Below are 16,806 nucleotides of genomic sequence, written 5' to 3'. Positions count from 1 at the left end.
CGCCGCTCAATGCGGCATCATTCATCAAGGAGGCTGGGGGCAGCCTGGCATTTAATAGATTCTCCGGAAAATTTTACTGGTATTTTATGTTTCCAGAGGGTCATATCGGGCCATACCCTGGTCGTCGCACCGGTCTCCCCCTGACATCGCTGCGGAACGTCGATGACGATCCGTGTCCCTGGCATCACCCCGGACCCGGTATGGAACTGGCAGGATGGTCGCACAACGCTTCGGGCGCCTCGCGCTCGGTCTGATCTGGATCCTGGCGCTGATCGCGCTGCTGGCGGCCGCGGCGCAACCGGTCAGCCTGCCGGCGCAGATCGTCCTGATGATCCTGCTGCTGGCGGCCATGGCCCTGCTGAAGGGTACCCGCGCCCACGAAGATGCAAGCATCCGACGCACGATGCTGCTGATGATCGGCGGGTTCATCGTGGCGCGCTATCTGTGCTGGCGCACGCTGTCAACCCTGCCGCCGCTGGAGGATCCCTTCGCCTTCGTACCCGGCCTGGTGCTGTATGCCGCCGAGGTCTATGCGATCGTAATGTTCTACGTGAACAATTTCGTCGTGATCGACCCGGTGACCCGGATGAGCCCGCCCTTGCCCGACGACCCGGCGGACCTGCCGACGGTCGACGTCTTCGTTCCCAGTTTCAACGAGGATGACGGGCTGATCGAGACCACGCTGATCGGCGCAAAGCGGATGTGGTATCCGGCCGACAAGCTGAAGGTCTATCTGCTGGACGACGGTTCGACCGATATGAAGCGGATGTCGGCCGACCCGCAGGAGGCACTGAAGGCGCGCGAACGGCACGAGCGCCTGCAGGCGATGTGCGCCCGGCTGGGCGTGCACTATCTGACGCGGGAAACCAACGCCCATGCCAAGGCCGGCAATCTGAACGCCGCCCTGCCCGAGACCCATGGCGACCTGATCGCGGTGTTCGATGCCGACCATGTCCCCACCCGCGATTTCCTGCTCGCCACGGTCGGGTTCTTTCGCAAGGACCCGAAGCTGTTCCTGGTTCAGACCCCGCATTTCTTCCTGAGCCCGGATCCGCTGGAGCGCAATCTCAACACGTTCGAGCGGATGCCCAGCGAGAACGAGATGTTCTACGGCATGATCCAGCGTGGCCTGGATCGCTGGAACGGGGCCTTCTTCTGCGGGTCGGCCGCGCTTCTGCGCCGTGCCTGCCTGGAAGAGGTGGGCGGTTTCAGCGGCTCGTCGATCACCGAGGATGCGGAAACCGCGCTCGACCTGCATGCCCGCGGCTACAACAGCGTCTATTACGGCAAGCCGCTGATCGCCGGCCTGCAGCCGGAAAGCTATGCCGCCTTCATCGGTCAGCGCTCGCGCTGGGCCCAGGGCATGACCCAGATCTTCATGATGAAGAACCCGCTGATCAAGCGCGGCCTGCGGCTGCCCCAGCGGCTGTGCTATCTGGCGAGCAGCATGTTCTGGCTGTTCCCGTTCTCGCGGCTGATGTTCCTGATTGCGCCGCTGTTCTATCTGTTCTTCGGTCTGGAAATCTATCGGGCGACGGCAGCGGAGTTTGCCGGCTATACGCTGACCTATCTCGTCGCCTCGCTGATGATCCAGAACGCGCTCAACGGCCGGTTCCGCTGGCCGCTGATTTCGGAACTCTACGAACTCAGCCAGTCGCTGCACACCTCGGTCGCGATCGTCAAGACGATGATCAATCCGCGCAAGCCAACCTTCAAGGTTACCGCCAAGGGCGAGACACTGGCCCATGATCATGTGTCGCCGCTGGCCAAGCCGCTGGTGGTGATGGTCGGCCTGCTGGTTCTGGGAATGGTCGCCGCGCTCTGGCGCTGGTGGATGGAACCGGCCACACGCGACGTGCTGCTGGTGGTGACCTTCTGGAACACATTCAACCTGCTGCTCGCCTCGGCGGCTTTGGGGGTGGTGTGCGAGCACGCCCAGCATCGGGCGGCCCCGCGTGCCATGGTGAAGCGCCCGGCGCGGATTCTGATCGACGGTACGCTCTATGAAGGCGCCCTTCTGGATCTGTCGCAAGGGGGCGCCCGGCTCGCCATACCCGCCCGCCAGGCCCCCAGGGGCCGCCTGACCGGGCGCTTTGCCGAGCTTCTGGTCGACGAGTTGACGGCGCCCGCCCATGTCGCCACCGGCGAGGCTCGCCCGGTGCCGGTCGAAATGCGCTATGGCCGGCCCGACGATGCCGGCAACATCCAGATCGGCCTGCGCTTCATGCCCGAAACCGAGGCCGCCAAAGAGGCTATCGTCGATCTGGTCTACGGCTCCAGCGCGCTTTGGGCCGAACTGCTGTCACGCCGTCACAGGCGGCCAGGCGTGGTACGCGGCGTTGCCCATTTCATCCGCCTGAGCGCTGCCTACGGCTTCCGGTCACTCGGCTTCGTGCTGGGCGGATCGCGCTTCCGTGCCAACCCGGCACCGACGCCGCCACGGGTGCAGATGGAACCGGTCACCGCCGAGGACGGCGTGCCGCCCGACGGGAACCTCACGCCGCCGGCCGGCTGGAGCGGCAGCGCCACCGCTCCGCGCACGCGTTGAGCCGGAGGACGAGACAGATGGCCATCCGCACATCATCCTCCGTATCGCTTAAAGCTCATAGCCGCCGCGGCCGTACAGGCTTCCTGGCCATGGGTGTGCTTGCGCTGCATCTCGCCGCCACCCCGGCCGCCTGGAGCCAGGCACAGGGTCCGGTGGATCTGAAGCTGTGGGGACAGACGCCGGCCGATGCGGGCGGTGCCTATCGCGGCGTCATCGCACCGGCTCCGGCCCCAGCGGAACCCGCCCCTGCACCGGCACCGCGGCCGGCGGAACAGCCGCGCCGCGCATCGGCGCCCGCACCTCGCCCGACACCTGAACCGGCGGCGCCCAAACCGCAGCCGCCGCGCGTGACCGTGCCGCCGACACCGCTGCCGGCCGCATCTGCGCCCGTAGCTATGCCTGCGCCTGCACCGCTGCCGGCCATGCCGGAAGACATGCTTGGATATGCGTTGGTGCCAATCGACCCCACCGGCAGCCGCGGCACGCTGCTGCCGGGTGAATATGCAGTCGGCCGCTTTACGGTCCTGCTGCCGGATGCGGTGGCGGTGGATCATGCCGTTCTGAAGCTGGTCTACAGCAATTCCGTCGAGACTTCGCCCGATGCCTCGGCGCTGGATGTGTGGATCAACGGTCAGCCGGTGGCCCGCCTGCCACTCGATGCCCATCGCGGCCCGGTGACTGCGCGGATCGAACTGCCGGTCGAGATGCTGACGGTCGGCCAGAACCGGGTGGATGTGATCGCCCGCCAGCGCCACCGGCTGCTCTGCGACATCCCGTCCACCTATGAACTCTGGGCGCGGCTCGACAATCAGGCATCACGCCTGATGCTCGCCGTCGCCGATGACGGCCCCGGTCTTGCCGATTTCGACAGCCTGATCACCGACCCCGCCCTGGCAGACGAGCCGATCGCCATCGTGGTTGCCGATGGATTCCGGTCCGATGGCGGCATGACTGCCGCCGCAATCGCGGCCCAGGCGCTGGCCATCCGCGCGGGGGTGTCGATGCCCCCCTTCGAGATGATCGATGCGACCGTGGATAGCGGGCTGGCCCGCCGGCTTTCGGCGCCCGATTCAGCCGACGGCCCGCGACGGGTGATCGTGGCCGGTTCGGCACCCGCAATCGCCGGCCTGGTGGGCGAGGATCCGGGCGATGCCGGCGACGGCGTGCTGCGCCTGGTTCGCACCACCGGTGGCCGCAGTATTCTGGTCCTGACCGGCCGCGATACCCGCGAAGCCCAGCTGGCGGCCCGCCGCTTCGCCGATCAGACGCGGCCCCTGCCCGGCAGCGATCGGCTGGTGGCGGATCTCTATGACATCGAGACCCGGGTGCCGGCCCGCCCCACGCCCAAGATCGACGGCGATGCAAGCTATACCCTTGCCCAGCTCGGCTATCACACGGATCCGTTCGACGGCCTGCGCCAGCGCGTTGACCTGCCGGTCGACATGCCGATGGATCTCTATGTGGGCGACAATTCCCGGGTCCGGATCCGTCTGGATGCCGCCTATGGCGCGAATGTCGGCCCGCGGGCTGAAGTGGCGGTGCTGATCAACGGCAATTTTGCCACCGCCCTGCAGCTGGATGCCCCCGGCGGCGCCCTGATCGAAAATGCCGAGCTGTTGGCACCGCTGTCGATGTTCCAGCCCGGCCGCAATCTGATCTCGTTCGAAACCCGCCTGCCCGGCACGCCGGCCTTCTGCGGCCCGGACGGCATACTGGCCGGTCCGGAAGGCGGCGGTAGCGCCGGCGGCGGAACACCGCGCTTCACACTGTTCGACAGCACGGCGATCGAAGTGCCGCCGGTTGCCCATCTGGCCAGCCTGCCGGATCTGCGGGTGACCGCCGGCACCGGCTTCCCCTATAACCGCCCCGGTCACGACATCAACGCCTTCGACGTGGTGACCCCGCTGGACCGGCCGCGGGAAGTGACGGCGGCAGTGACCGTCATCGCCCGCATGGCCCGGGCGGCAGGGGTGCCGATGGAACCCCATTTCTACGACCAGATGCCGCGGTTGCGCGCCCGCGACACGCTGATCGTGGCGCCGATCGCACGGCTGGGCCTGGATCTGGTGGCGGCCGCACCGGTAGGCCCCGAGCTGCTGGGCGATCTGAATCGCGGCCGCCTGCCCGAGACGATCACCGAGAGCGACGCCCCCGCCGCCGGCAGCGATGCCCGTGCCGGACCTCAACTCTTGCAGGCCCAGGCACCCAGGCGGCTGGAAGCCAGAGCCGCCGCCACCAGCCGATGGTCCGAAGGCTTGCGTGAGGAATGGGAGCGCCGGCTTGGGGAAGGTGCTCAAGAACGAAGTGACGGCATGATCGGCTGGGCCAGCCGCAGCTGGGGCTGGCTGCGTACCCAGACCCACTGGATCCTGGACGAAACCCTGCCCGACCGCCGCAGCCCCGAGACGCTGTTCACCGACGACAGCCGGCCGCTGCTGGCGATGATGCAGTATGCGGCCCCCCAGGATGTCGGCACCACCTGGACCCTGGTGACGGCGGCCGACGATCAGCGCCTGCTGGGGGGTGTGCGCCTGCTGTCGACCGACGAGGCCTGGAGCGCAATCAAGGGCGGCGTCGCCACGCTGGCCAGCGACGGACGTACGGTGGCGACGGCCGATGGCGGCCCGTCCTATCACGTTCTGACCGGAGACGTCGGGCCCTTCGGCGTGCTGTCGATCACGGCCAGCTGGTTCTCGCGCAATGTGCTGATCTGGACGGCGGTGATCGCCCTGCTGATCGGCACGCTGGGCATCGCGACCCATATCCTTGTCCGCCATTCGCCCCGGAGACCCGTATGAGCAGCCGTTCCCGCGTGATCAGCCTGGCCGTGATCGCTGCACTCGCCTTTGCCGTGTGGGGGACCACCAAAAGCCGCACGCCCGACGGCACGGCCGAGGCGGGGACCGCGCCGATCCAGCCTGCACCACGCGCCCTGGCGGCAGGATCGCCCGCACCGGCGGTGGCGCAGGCCCCCGGACCGGCAAAAATGCAGGCACAGACACAGGTACCAGTAGCGGCACGGGCACCTGCCCCGGCGGCGCCCTTCGCTCCGGCCCCGTCGGCAGCCCCGTATGCCCAGACGGCCCGTACGGAAACCGTGCGACCCGAAATCGATCGCCAGGCCGGGCTGGATGCCGGCACCGTGGCGCTGTGGGAAGACTGGCGTCAGCGCTTCCTGACCCCGGAAGGCCGGGTGATCGATACCGGCAATGGCGGCATCAGCCATTCCGAGGGCCAGGGTTACGGCCTGCTGCTGTCGGTGCTGATGGGCGATCGGGCAAGTTTTGCCCGGATCTGGTCGTGGACCTACACCACGCTGTTCGTGCGCGACGACGGCATGATGGCCTGGCGCTACGACCCGAAGGCCGATCCGGCGGTGACCGATCGCAACAGCGCGTCCGACGGCGACATCCTGGCCGCCTGGGCACTGGCCGAGGCGGGCCGGCGCTGGAGCGACGACCGCTATCGCGAGGCGGCGGCAGAACTTGCCACCGCCATCCGCCGCACCGTGATCGTGGAACATGCCGGGCGACTGATGGTCCTTCCCGGCCAGGAAGGCTTCCGCCGCGACCCGGCGGTGGTTGTGAACCCGGCCTATTGGGTGCTGCCGGCCTTCCCGGTTCTGGCGGAGATCGATCCCGAGGGCGCTGCGGTCTGGAATCGCCTTGCCGCCGAAACCCCGGCGGTGATGGCCGCGGTGCGCTTCGGCAACCCGGCCCTGCCGCCCGAATGGGTGGTGGCAGAACCCGACGGCGCCTTCAGCCTGCCGCAGGATCCGAATTTTCCCGCGGCCTTCGGCTACAACGCCGTGCGTGTGCCGCTTTATCTGGCCTGGGCCGGCATGCTGGATCCGGGCTTGCCGATCTATGTCGACCTCGACCGCCTCTGGCCGTCTGGCGCCGCCCGCACCGCCGATCGGCCGCAGGTGGTGGCCCTGCCCGAGGGAAGGGTGACGGAACGCGGCAGTGACGCCGGCTTCCGCGCCGTGGCGGGTCTGGTCGCCTGTATCGTCCACGACCGGCCGATGCCGGCCGACGTTACCGCCGTCGACGACGACGCCTCGTATTACGCGGCCAGCCTGACCCTGATGGTCCGCCTCGCCGCCGCCGGGAGGAAGCCTGCATGCCTGTGACCCTGAGACCGTTTCTACGCGCCTCGGCGCCGGCGATGGTATCGGTGATCGCCCTGCTCGCCGGCACCGGCATGGCCGGCGCACAAAGCACCACCCCTCCACGATCGGGAGCGGAGAGCCTGGCACCGGGCGTTCGGGTCGAGGTACAGCCGAGCACGCCCGCCACAGGCACCGTCGACGAGACGGCGCTGCGCTACTACGCCCGGATCCGCGACATGGAGAAGCTGGAGGCCGAAATCCGCCGGCTGAAGGCACTGCATCCCGACTGGCAGACACCGACCGATCTGTTCAGCCGCACGCCCGACAGCCCGGTGGACGAACGACCGATCTGGGATCTGATCGGCGATGGCCGCTTTGCCGAGGCACGGGCACGGGTGGCGGAACTGCGTGGCCGTTATCCCGGCTGGTCACCGTCGCAGGCCATGCTCGACACACTGGCGATGGGCGAGGACCGCACCCGGCTGGTCTCGGCCAGCGACGCAAAGCAGTGGCGGACGGTGGTGGACATCGCCGATCGCCATCCGGCGCTGATCAGCTGTTCCAGCGTCGACAGCATGTGGCGTCTGGCCGAGGCACGGGCCGAACTCGGCGATCCGGATGCGGCGTTCGGGCTCTACCGGACCATCGTGTCCACCTGCGACAATGCCCAGGAGCGGCGTGCCACCTTGCAGAAGGCCGCCACCATCCTGCCCTCCGACCGCGTGGAACAGCTGGTGACCATGGAACGCAGCCGTGGCGACGCGGATCCGGCACTGCAGCAGGTGGTGGGTAGTCTTCGCCGCGGCGAGCTGGCGGCCGCCATGTCGCCCGAGGCGCGCAAATCCGGCACCCGGCCTCAGGTGACCGCCGAAACGCTTGAGGCGGTGAAGGCCGATGTGGAGGCGGGCCGTGATGCCGACGGCGCGATGCTGGTCGCCTGGTATCTGATGGAACAGGGCCAGGCCGGCGAGGCCGAAGGCTGGTTCCGCAAAGCCGAGGGCTGGGGTGCCAAAGAGGGCGGGCTGCGCGGCCGCATCCAGGCGCTCACCCGCCAGGGCAAGACCGCAGAGGCAGCGCGCCTTGCACGTTCGTCCGGGCTTGGCCGCGACTATGTCGACAGCATGAGCGCCATGCTCGGCCGCCAGACCAACGCCCCGCGTGCCATGGTGGTGGATTTCGCCAGTTGGGCCGAAGAGAAGCGCGACGCCCGCGCAGCCATGGCTCTCGGCTGGTGGCACAGCCGCCGCGAGGATGCCGCCACGGCGGCCCTCTGGTTCGAGAATGCACTGGCGTGGGGCGGCGGAGACGAGGCGGTCGAAGGCCTTGCGCTCGGCCTGCAGGGCAGTGGCCAGACTGCGCGCTTTCAGGCACTGGAACAGCAATATGCCGGCCGCTCGGCGCGGTTGACGAAGTTCTTCACCGAGTTGCGCGGCAGTGGCGGCGGTGGCGGCGGCCCCGCCACCGAGGCCTATGCCCGCGGCGACAATGCCGGCTGCCTGCTGGTACTGGATGGCCGGCTCGCCCCGGATCCACGCGGCGGGGCGGCGGGATATGCCGCCCAGATGCCGACCGATGCCGCGCGCGCCCTGGCCGGGCGCCTGCCGCCGGTGCTGCCGCCGGAAGCCGTCCCCACCGCCTATACCGGCTATGGTACCGGCCAGACCGGGATCACCTGGTCGGCGGGCGAACCGGTCTATCGGGCCGGCCTGCCGGCGGCGGCCGGATATGCACCGACCACGGGCTATACGGGCGGCGATGTTTATGGCCGGTCCTATGGCTATACCCCCGACGCGGTGGCCAGCCGCGGTGCCAACACCGAGCAGACAGGCGTACCTGCGGGAGTTTCGACCACCGCAGGGCGAAGCGCGGCCGCCGGTGTCGCCCCGGGGGGTCTGACCGCAGGGGCCCGCGCCGCCACTGTCGCAGCACCGGCAGCCACCACCCTTTCGGGTGCCGCTGCCCTGCCACCGGTGCCCGTGGAAGCCCCCGGCACCGCCATGCAGCGCGCCTGGTGCCTGCTGGGCCTGGGCCGGCCGGCCGAGGCCCAGTATGCCTTCGCCCAGGCCCGCGCCGCCGGAGGCGAGATGGGGGCGGACGCGGTCTATGGCGAAATCCTGACCCTGATGCAGATGGGGCTGGTCGGCGAAGCACAGCGGATGATCGAAACCCAGCCGATCACCCCGGAACGGCGCACCGATCTGCAGGCGGAACTGCTGGCCGCCCGCGCCCAGGCCGCCTATGACGACGAGGACTATATCCTGGCCATGCGCCTGCTCGACACCCGCCGTCAGATCGCCCCCGAACGGCGGGATCTGGCCCTGATGCGTGCCTGGTCGCTCTATCACACCCGCAAACTCAGCCAGTCGCGCCGGCTGTTCGAGCGGCTCGACACCGAACTCAGCACGCCCGAATCGCGCGAGGGCCTGCGCGTCGTCACCTTCTATCCGGAGTGAGCCAGATGACCCGGATGCGCCGGTCTCTCGTCCCCGGCCTCGTCGCCGCGGCCATCGGCCTCCTCGCCCTTGGCGGCTGCACCTATGAACGTGCGGGTCCCGAGCCGACGGCGCTTGCGGAAGAGGCGGGTTCAACCCGCCTCGGCCCGCTGGAAGCGCTGGCCCGGCTGGCGGCAGCCCCTGATCCGCTGATCGTCACCCAGACGAAATCGAAGAACGGGGCCGAACTGAAGCAGGTGTCGATCCTGCCCAACCGCTCGGTAGAAGCGGGACAGAACCGGCTGGAGGCCGACCTCTGGCTGGTGCGCACCGACAGTCTGTGGTCGATCGCCGATCTGCCGGTGAATGCGCCCCGCGACCGGTTCACCCAGGAAAAGCTCAGGGTGTTGCTGGCGAAGGAATTCCCGGGGCTGGAGCCGCAGATCTCGGCCGTACCGCGCCGCAATGCCTATGGACGCTACGGTTTCGCCGTGGCGCGCCGGCCGCTGGGCGTCACCTGCGTCCTCACCTGGCAACGGCTGCAGGATGAGCGCGGCATGCTGCCGCGCCATATCGAAGGCTTCGACATCATCTTCCGGGCCTGCGACCCGGTTCTCGGCCCCGAGGCGCTGCTCGACGGCTACGACACCCTGCAGATCCGCCCCGAGACCGGTGTGGTCGGCTACGGCTATCGCTGATCGCGGCCCGCCCGACGTGCCCTGACCTGAGCTGACCGCGGCCGGCGCTTCGCAGCGTCGGCCGCATCCGTTTCGGCGGCCATGGCCGGCGGCTCGTCCATCGGCACCTGATAGCCGAAGACCAGGCGGTTCGTCTCGTTGGCCATGCCGACCACGGCCAGCATTTCGCGAATCATCTCAGGACTGGCGCCGGCCCTGGCCGCCGCTCCACCATGGCTGGTCACACAATAGGCGCAGCCATTGGTGGCGCTGACGGCGGTGAAGATCAGCTCCTTGACCATGGGATCCAGCGCCCCCGGCGCCATCACCTCCTTCAGGCTCTCCCAGGTCCGCTTCAGGGTCGGCGGGTGGACCGCGATCACCTTCCAGAAATTGTTCAGCCGGTCGACGCGACGGGTCTGCATGATGTCGTCATAAACCGCCCGCACCTCGGGCGATGCATCCTCGTATTCGACCATTTCGGGTCCGGCCATGGCGCTCCTCCGGATCGGCAGATAGTGTCGGGACGGCGACGAGATTACCCCCGCCCTTCCGGTGATGCGAGCCTGCCGATCGGCAGTTTCTGCCGCCCGCCCTGGCGGAAACTGCCGGGTCGGAATCTCCGCACGGTCCGCAGATGCGGCAGGTCATTCCATATAACTTATTGTTTTCATTTCTTTTTTGGACTTGGCACACCCCGTGCAATAAGCGTCCCCGATCAGATCGTGCCGTGCGGGCCGGGCCAGGGATTGGCCGCTCGGGTTGGCGCGATGGAACGCTCCAAAGCCACCGGAAGCGCAAGTATCGGAGAGACCAAGTCATGGCGCTGACGATCAATTCGAACTACGCCGCGAACGTCGCGCACCGCCATTTGCGCGAGAGCGACAGCGACGCCACCCGTTCACTCGCCAAGCTCTCGGCCGGCACGCGCGTGCTGTCGGGCCGTGACGATGCCGCCTCGCTCGCCATCGGCAAGCGACTGGAAGCCGAAACCGCAGCCCTGCGTCAGGCCAGCGTCAACGCCGGTCAGGCCGGCTCGATGCTCCAGATCGCCGACGGTGCGCTCTCCAGCATCAGCGACATCCTGACCCGGATGAAGACGCTTGCCACCCAGGCGGCGTCGGATCAGGTCTCGGATGCCGAGCGTGTGTATCTGAACGACGAATTCGGCCAGCTGCGCACCGAAATCGACCGGATCGCGGCCGACACCGACTTCAACGGTCAGAAGCTGATCAACGGCTCGCAGACCGTGACCGCGGGCACGATCGGCACCGATATCGAGGCGGCCGACGGTTTCTCGGCGATCACCTTCGACAGCAACGCCGCGAATACGTCGAACGCCGACCAGTTCACCATCGCCTTCGACAGCACCACCAGCCGCTTCACGGTCACCAACACCACCACCGGTGTTGCCCAGACCTCGGAGCAGGTGACCGCGGCCCCCGCAGCCGGCACGACCCAGGATGTCCGGTTCGACCAGTTCGGCCTGACCCTGACGCTGACCTCCGACTTCGACCCGGCGACCGACATCACGGCGAACAACACCTTCGACGTGACGATCGCCAACACCGCCTCGGCGACCTTCAGCTACAAGATCGGCACCGGCACCAACGCGACCGAAGACGATCTGGAGTTCACGATCGAAAGCGCCGCCGTCGCCTCGCTCTCGGCCGGCCTGGCTGCCGACACGCTCGACACCCGGGCGAATGCCGAAACCGCGATCGACAACGTCGCCGACGCGATCGACGAGATCAACGAGCGCCGCGCCGGTATCGGTGCCAATCAGAACCGGCTGGAATTCGCCGCCGCGAACCTGGCGTCGAGCATCGAGAACAGCGAAGCGGCCCGGTCGGAACTGCTCGACCTCGACATCGCGTCCGAGATGACCTCGTTCACCTCGAAGCAGATCCTGCAGCAGGCCGGCGTGTCCATGCTCGCCCAGGCCAACCAGATGCCGCAGAACCTGCTCAAGCTGCTGGGCTGATCAGGGCGGCCGCCATCGCGGCCCCCTCTTCCGCTCCAGGACCGTCCTCCGGGGCGGCCCCGTCCCGCCGCGGCATTTCCCCTCTGGGGCGCCACAAAGGGAGTCGGGCCGCCCCGCAGTCGTTTGATCCGGCAGGCGGTTCTGCCCGGCAAAAATGGCCCATTCGCGTCGTCATCCGGCAAAATTTGCCGGGCCGAGACGCCAAAACCCGGCAAAATTTGCCGGGTTTTCTTTGCCTGCGACAGGCTGCCTCACGGTATTTCAGGGGCTTGCGTCTCTGGCACCGCCATTGCATACTCATCCACAGGCACGACCAGGAAGGACGTGCTGCCGACAGGATGTCGGCATCAGCGGGTGGATGCCCGCGCCATCGGTTCCAAGTAGGAGACCGTACCATGGCTATGACCATTGCCTCCAACTATTCGGCCAACGTCGCGTACCGTTACCTGAAGGACAGCGACAGCGACGCCACCCGGTCGCTCGCCAAGCTGTCGGCCGGTACCCGCGTGCTGTCGGGCCGTGACGACGCCGCCTCGCTCGCCATCGGCAAGCGTCTCGAATCCGAGACTGCGGCACTGCGTCAGGCCAGCGTCAACGCCGGTCAGGCCGGCTCGATGCTCCAGATCGCCGACGGTGCGCTGTCGAGCATCAGCGACGTTCTGACCCGGATGAAGACCCTGGCCACCCAGGCGGCCTCGGATCAGGTCTCCGACGCCGAGCGTGTCTACCTGAACGACGAATTCACCCAGCTGCGGACGGAAATCGACCGTATTGCCGGTGATACCGAGTTCAACGGCCAGAAGCTGATCAACGGTTCGCAGACCGTGACCGCAGGCACCATCGGCACCGATATCGAATCGGCTGACGGTTTCGGCGCGATCACCTTCGACAACAATGCGGCCGGCGTGTCGAACGCCGACCAGTTCAGCATCGCCTTCGACAGCACCACCAGCCGCTTCACGGTCACCAACACCACCACCGGTGTTGCCCAGACCTCGGAGCAGGTGACCGCGGCCCCGACGGCCGGCTCGACTCAGGATGTCCGGTTCGATGAATTCGGCCTGACCCTGACGCTGACCTCCGACTTCGACCCGGCGACCGACATCACGGCGAACAACACCTTCGCCGCGACCGTCGCCAACAACGCCTCGACCACCTTTACCTACAAGATCGGTACGGGGACGACGGCGGCCGAAGACGACATGGCCTTCACCCTCGACAGCGCCGCAGTCGCTGCCCTGTCGGCCGGCCTTGCCGCCGACACGCTCGACACCCGCGCCAATGCCGAGACGGCGATCGACAACATCGCGACGGCCATCGACGAGGTCAACGAGCGTCGCGCCGGTATCGGTGCGAACCAGAACCGGCTGGAATTCGCCGCCGCCAACCTGGCGTCGAGCATTGAGAACAGCGAGGCCGCACGGTCCGAGCTGCTCGACCTCGACATCGCGTCCGAGATGACCTCGTTCACCTCGAAGCAGATCCTGATGCAGGCCGGCGTGTCGATGCTCGCCCAGGCCAACCAGATGCCTCAGAACCTGCTCAAGCTGCTGTCCTGACGGCCCTTCCGGAACCGCCGGTGCCTGATGGCCCGGCGGTTCCGTCGCCTTTCCATTACGGTGGCACGATCCGAGAGATCGCACCTGACGGGCGGCGGGGCCAGTTCGGCGCTGCCGTCCGCTTTTGCGTAATCTCCATCCCGTGCCGTCCGCCTCGACCCGACATGTACAGCAAGCCGTCAAGGCATCCTCAGCAGCCGCGTCAGGGCAAGGGACTGCGGCGGCCATGGAGGGGACAATGGACATCGCATCGGTACGCGGAAACACTTACGTTCAGACCGTGACCGACCGGCCGGCAGCCAATGCCCGGTCCGGGGGCGGTGGCGGTGGCGAGGCGGCTGCAGCAGCGGGTTATGCTCGTGCCGCGACAATAGAGCCGTTCCGGCGGGTCGACCTTACCCAGACCGACGATCAGAGCAGTGGCAACAAGGCGGCCGAGGCTCTCGCCAAAGCTCTGCGCGAACAGGGCATCGACCTGGGTGGTATGGCCAGTCAGGTCAAGCTGGCACTCGATATCGATACCAATACCGGCGACGTGGTCGGCCGCATCGTCGACCGGAACACGGGTGAAGTGGTTGAACAGCTGCCGCCCGAGAAGACGCTGCGTATGATCGCGGCGTTGCGTGAGATGGTCGGTGCCGTCGTCGACCGGACGTTGTAAACTGTCCCGGTCGGTTCCGCCGACGCCCGGCCGCCGGTTCAGGCCGGCTGCCCGTCTCAGACCTGCGAAGAGGCAAGGCCCATGTCGACCAGTTCGGTAAGTTCCAGCTACAAGCTGACGACGGATTCGAACGGCCGCCTCACCGTGACCGGCCTGTCGAACAGCGGTATCGACACGGATGCGGCGGTCGAGGCGCTCGTTGCCGCCAAGCGCGTGCCGATCGACCGGCTGGAGACCAAGGTCGAGACGGTCGACAAACAGGTCGCCGCGCTCAAGGAATACCAGACGCTGATGCAGAACTTCCGCACCGCGGTTGACGGTCTGCGCGGCAAGGTGACCTACGACAAGAGCGGCAACGCTTTCGAGACCAAGAATATCTTCCTGCAGACCTCGCGGCTCGACGGTGGCACTGCCTCCAGTGCTGCCAATCTGGTCAGCATCTCGGCCACCAATCAGGCCGAGGTCGGCGTGCGCTCGATCGAGGTGCTGCGGGTGGCGACCCAGGCCAAGGTCGCGACCGGGGCGGCATCGTCGCAAACCGCAGATCTCGGCACGGCCTTCGGCGGGGCGGCCAATTCCCTGTCCGGCAGCTTCGATATCGTCAACGGCGACGGTGTCGCGACCACGATCAATGTCTCCGGCACGGATTCGCTGCAATCGCTGCGCGACAAGATCAACAATGCCAACACCGGCACCACCAAGACCGGCGTAACCGCCAGCATCATTTCGGTCGGCGGCACCCAGAATTATCTGGTGCTGACCAATGATGCGACGGGTGAGCCGATCCAGATCGGCAACGAGACCGGCGGTGTGCTGTCGTCGCTCGGGATCTCGGCCGATGGCGGCGCCACCTTTTCGAATGTGCTCCAGGAAGCGCAGACCGCACGCATGGCGGTCGACGGCCTTAAGGATCCGTCCCGCTACGAAAGCCATCGCTTCGCCAACGACTCGGCCTCGATCAAGTCGCTGGTATCGACCGCGCCCTCGACCGGCAGCTTCACGCTGTCGACCGGTCTGGGGTCGGTCGCCATCAATTTCGACACGACCACCGACAGCCTCTCCGATCTGGCAGCCACCATCAACGCCAATGCAGCGGCGATCGGCGTCGAGGCCTCGATCATGGATGATGGCGGCGGTGCGCGACTGGTGCTGAAGGACACCAATGGCGGCCAGCTCAGCGTCATCGACAGCGACGGCCTGATGGCCTCGCTCGGCGTCGACAACGATCTGGTGGTGGAGCGGAGCAGCAACACGGTCTCCGACCTCTTCACCGGCATGACCATCAATCTTTATCAGGCCGAAGAAGGTACCAAGATCAACCTTCAGGTCGAACGCGATCTGAACGGCGTGAAGGATCAGGTTTACGCCTTCGTCGACGCCTATAACGAGATGCGCCGGTTCTATAACGAGCAGAACCTGACCGCAGCCGACGGCACCAAGGCCGAAGATGCGGGGCCGCTGTTCGGCAACAGCGCCCTCAAGGACATGAACTCGTCGCTGCGCGATGCCATCAATGGCGATGTCGACGGGTTGGGCATCGATTTCTCCGCCTTGTCGGCGATCGGCATCACGCTGACCGCCACGGCGACGCTCACCGATCCGCTCGACAAGGAAACGCTGCAGATCGATGAATCGAAGCTGAATGAGGCGCTGCTCAATAATTTCGACGATGTGCGCAACCTGCTCAGCTTCCGCTTCACCACCGACAATGCCGACCTGTCGCTGGTGAGCTTTGCATCCACCACCGGCTACAAGAGCGGCGGCTATAATCTCGAAGTCACCGTCTCGGGTGGGGTGATCACCTCGGCGAAGCTCGATGGCGTCGACATGCAAGTCAGCGGTACCACGCTGACCGCAACGGAAGGCAGTGCCAAGGGGCTCAAGCTGTTTTTCCGCCCCGGCGCGGACGGCACCACCACCAGCAATTTCAACGTCACCCAGGGTGTGGCTTCGCAGCTTTACGACGTGGCCGACAAGGCGCTCACGTCAAAGACTGGCACGATTGCTGCAGAGCTCGATACATTCGAGACCCGGACCAGCGCCTGGGAGGATCAGATCTCCCGGATGGAAACCCGCCTCGACCTGTACAAGACCCGGATCACGGCCAAGTTTCTGCGGATGGAAGAATCGCTGTCGCAGATGAACTCCATCCTGGAAAGCCTCAAGGCCCAGGTGAATGCCATGAACGGAAGTTCGGACGAGTGATCCGCGGCCCTGCCACACGAGGAATAGGCCGATGAGCAATCCCTACGGCGCCTCCGCCCAGACCTATCGCATCCAGTCGGTGATGACGGCCAGTGCCGCGCAGCGCGTGGCGATGCTCTATGACCGTGCCATTACCTGGCTGCAGGAAGCGAAGGCCGCCATCGAGCGCGGTGACGTAAAGGCCCGCCACGACGCCAACAATCATGCGGGCGAGATCATCGTCCACCTTCAGGCGACGCTGGATCTGGAAAAGGGTGGCGAAATCGCTGCCAATCTGTCGCGTCTCTACCGGTTCATGCTCAACCGAATGATCCAGATCGATCTGCGCAACGACGCCAAGGCCGCCGACGACGTCATCGGGCTGCTTCGCCCACTGTCGGAAGCCTGGCACGCGCTGGACGCCCAGATCGTCGCCGAAGCCGGTGCCAGCGGCCGCGCCTCGGGCCAGCAGGGCTATGGCCAGACCAGCGCCGGCGGCGGCGCCTATTCGCGGATCAGCGCCACCGCCTGATCCGCCTCTCGGGAACAATCCATCCCGGCAGATCCACCCGGCATTTCATGCCGCCGGGTCGATTTTGCCGGGTATTTTTTGCCGGGTCGGCTTTTTCCGCCGCCCGATGTCACGACAC

At 66.9% G+C, this 16,806-nt stretch carries 10 protein-coding genes and 1 pseudogene; 10 read left to right on the top strand and 1 reads right to left on the bottom strand.

Going from position 1 to position 16,806, the window contains the following annotated elements; genetic code table 11:
• Positions 1-214: 214 nt before the first annotated feature.
• The 5 genes from bcsA to bcsN are packed head-to-tail and all read left to right on the top strand — an operon-like array spanning position 215 to position 9,789.
• A complete protein-coding gene (gene bcsA / locus P7L68_RS13425) occupies positions 215-2,548 on the top strand; it encodes a UDP-forming cellulose synthase catalytic subunit (protein ID WP_372006142.1) in 2,334 nt (777 codons plus the stop codon).
• A gap of 17 nt (positions 2,549-2,565) precedes the next feature.
• A complete protein-coding gene (locus P7L68_RS13420; protein ID WP_372006141.1) occupies positions 2,566-5,346 on the top strand; it encodes a cellulose biosynthesis cyclic di-GMP-binding regulatory protein BcsB in 2,781 nt (926 codons plus the stop codon).
• Positions 5,343-6,680 (top strand): glycosyl hydrolase family 8, encoded by a 1,338-nt coding sequence (locus P7L68_RS13415; RefSeq protein ID WP_372006140.1) that lies wholly within the window; start codon positions 5,343-5,345, stop codon positions 6,678-6,680. The genes P7L68_RS13420 and P7L68_RS13415 overlap by 4 nt, the downstream gene beginning before the upstream one ends.
• Positions 6,671-9,112 (top strand): hypothetical protein, encoded by a 2,442-nt coding sequence (locus P7L68_RS13410; protein WP_372006139.1) that lies wholly within the window; start codon positions 6,671-6,673, stop codon positions 9,110-9,112. Before P7L68_RS13415 ends, P7L68_RS13410 begins: the two co-directional genes overlap by 10 nt.
• 5 nt (positions 9,113-9,117) lie before the next feature.
• Positions 9,118-9,789, top strand: a complete 672-nt coding sequence (gene bcsN, locus P7L68_RS13405; RefSeq protein ID WP_372006138.1) for a cellulose biosynthesis protein BcsN — start codon at positions 9,118-9,120, stop codon at positions 9,787-9,789.
• Positions 9,790-9,881: 92 nt separating this feature from the next.
• On the opposite strand, the pseudogene P7L68_RS13400 reads toward bcsN, so the two are convergent.
• A pseudogene (locus P7L68_RS13400) lies at positions 9,882-10,262 on the bottom strand (carboxymuconolactone decarboxylase family protein); the annotation flags it as partial.
• 326 nt (positions 10,263-10,588) lie between these two features.
• Between P7L68_RS13400 and P7L68_RS13395 the strand changes: the two are divergent.
• From P7L68_RS13395 to fliS, 5 genes are all read left to right on the top strand, one after another.
• Positions 10,589-11,752, top strand: coding sequence for a flagellin (locus tag P7L68_RS13395; protein ID WP_372006137.1), 1,164 nt, complete (start codon positions 10,589-10,591; stop codon positions 11,750-11,752).
• A gap of 395 nt (positions 11,753-12,147) precedes the next feature.
• Positions 12,148-13,311, top strand: a complete 1,164-nt coding sequence (locus tag P7L68_RS13390) for a flagellin (RefSeq protein ID WP_372006136.1) — start codon at positions 12,148-12,150, stop codon at positions 13,309-13,311.
• Between the two features lie 238 nt (positions 13,312-13,549).
• Entirely contained in the window at positions 13,550-13,972 is a 423-nt protein-coding gene (locus P7L68_RS13385) for a flagellar protein FlaG (RefSeq protein ID WP_372006135.1), read from the top strand.
• 81 nt (positions 13,973-14,053) lie between these two features.
• Positions 14,054-16,177 carry a flagellar filament capping protein FliD gene (gene fliD, locus P7L68_RS13380; RefSeq protein ID WP_372006134.1) on the top strand — a complete coding sequence of 708 codons (2,124 nt, stop codon included), beginning with the start codon at positions 14,054-14,056 and terminating at the stop codon, positions 16,175-16,177.
• Positions 16,178-16,208: 31 nt separating this feature from the next.
• Positions 16,209-16,688: a flagellar export chaperone FliS gene (gene fliS, locus P7L68_RS13375; protein WP_372006133.1), complete on the top strand. Its 480-nt coding sequence runs from the start codon at positions 16,209-16,211 to the stop codon at positions 16,686-16,688.
• Positions 16,689-16,806 lie beyond the last annotated feature (118 nt).

Source organism: Tistrella mobilis (assembly GCF_041468085.1).
In the GTDB taxonomy this organism is placed as follows: domain Bacteria; phylum Pseudomonadota; class Alphaproteobacteria; order Tistrellales; family Tistrellaceae; genus Tistrella; species Tistrella mobilis_A.
The sequence above is the reverse complement of the archived record's forward strand: the minus strand, read 5'-3'. Positions and strand labels throughout refer to the sequence as shown.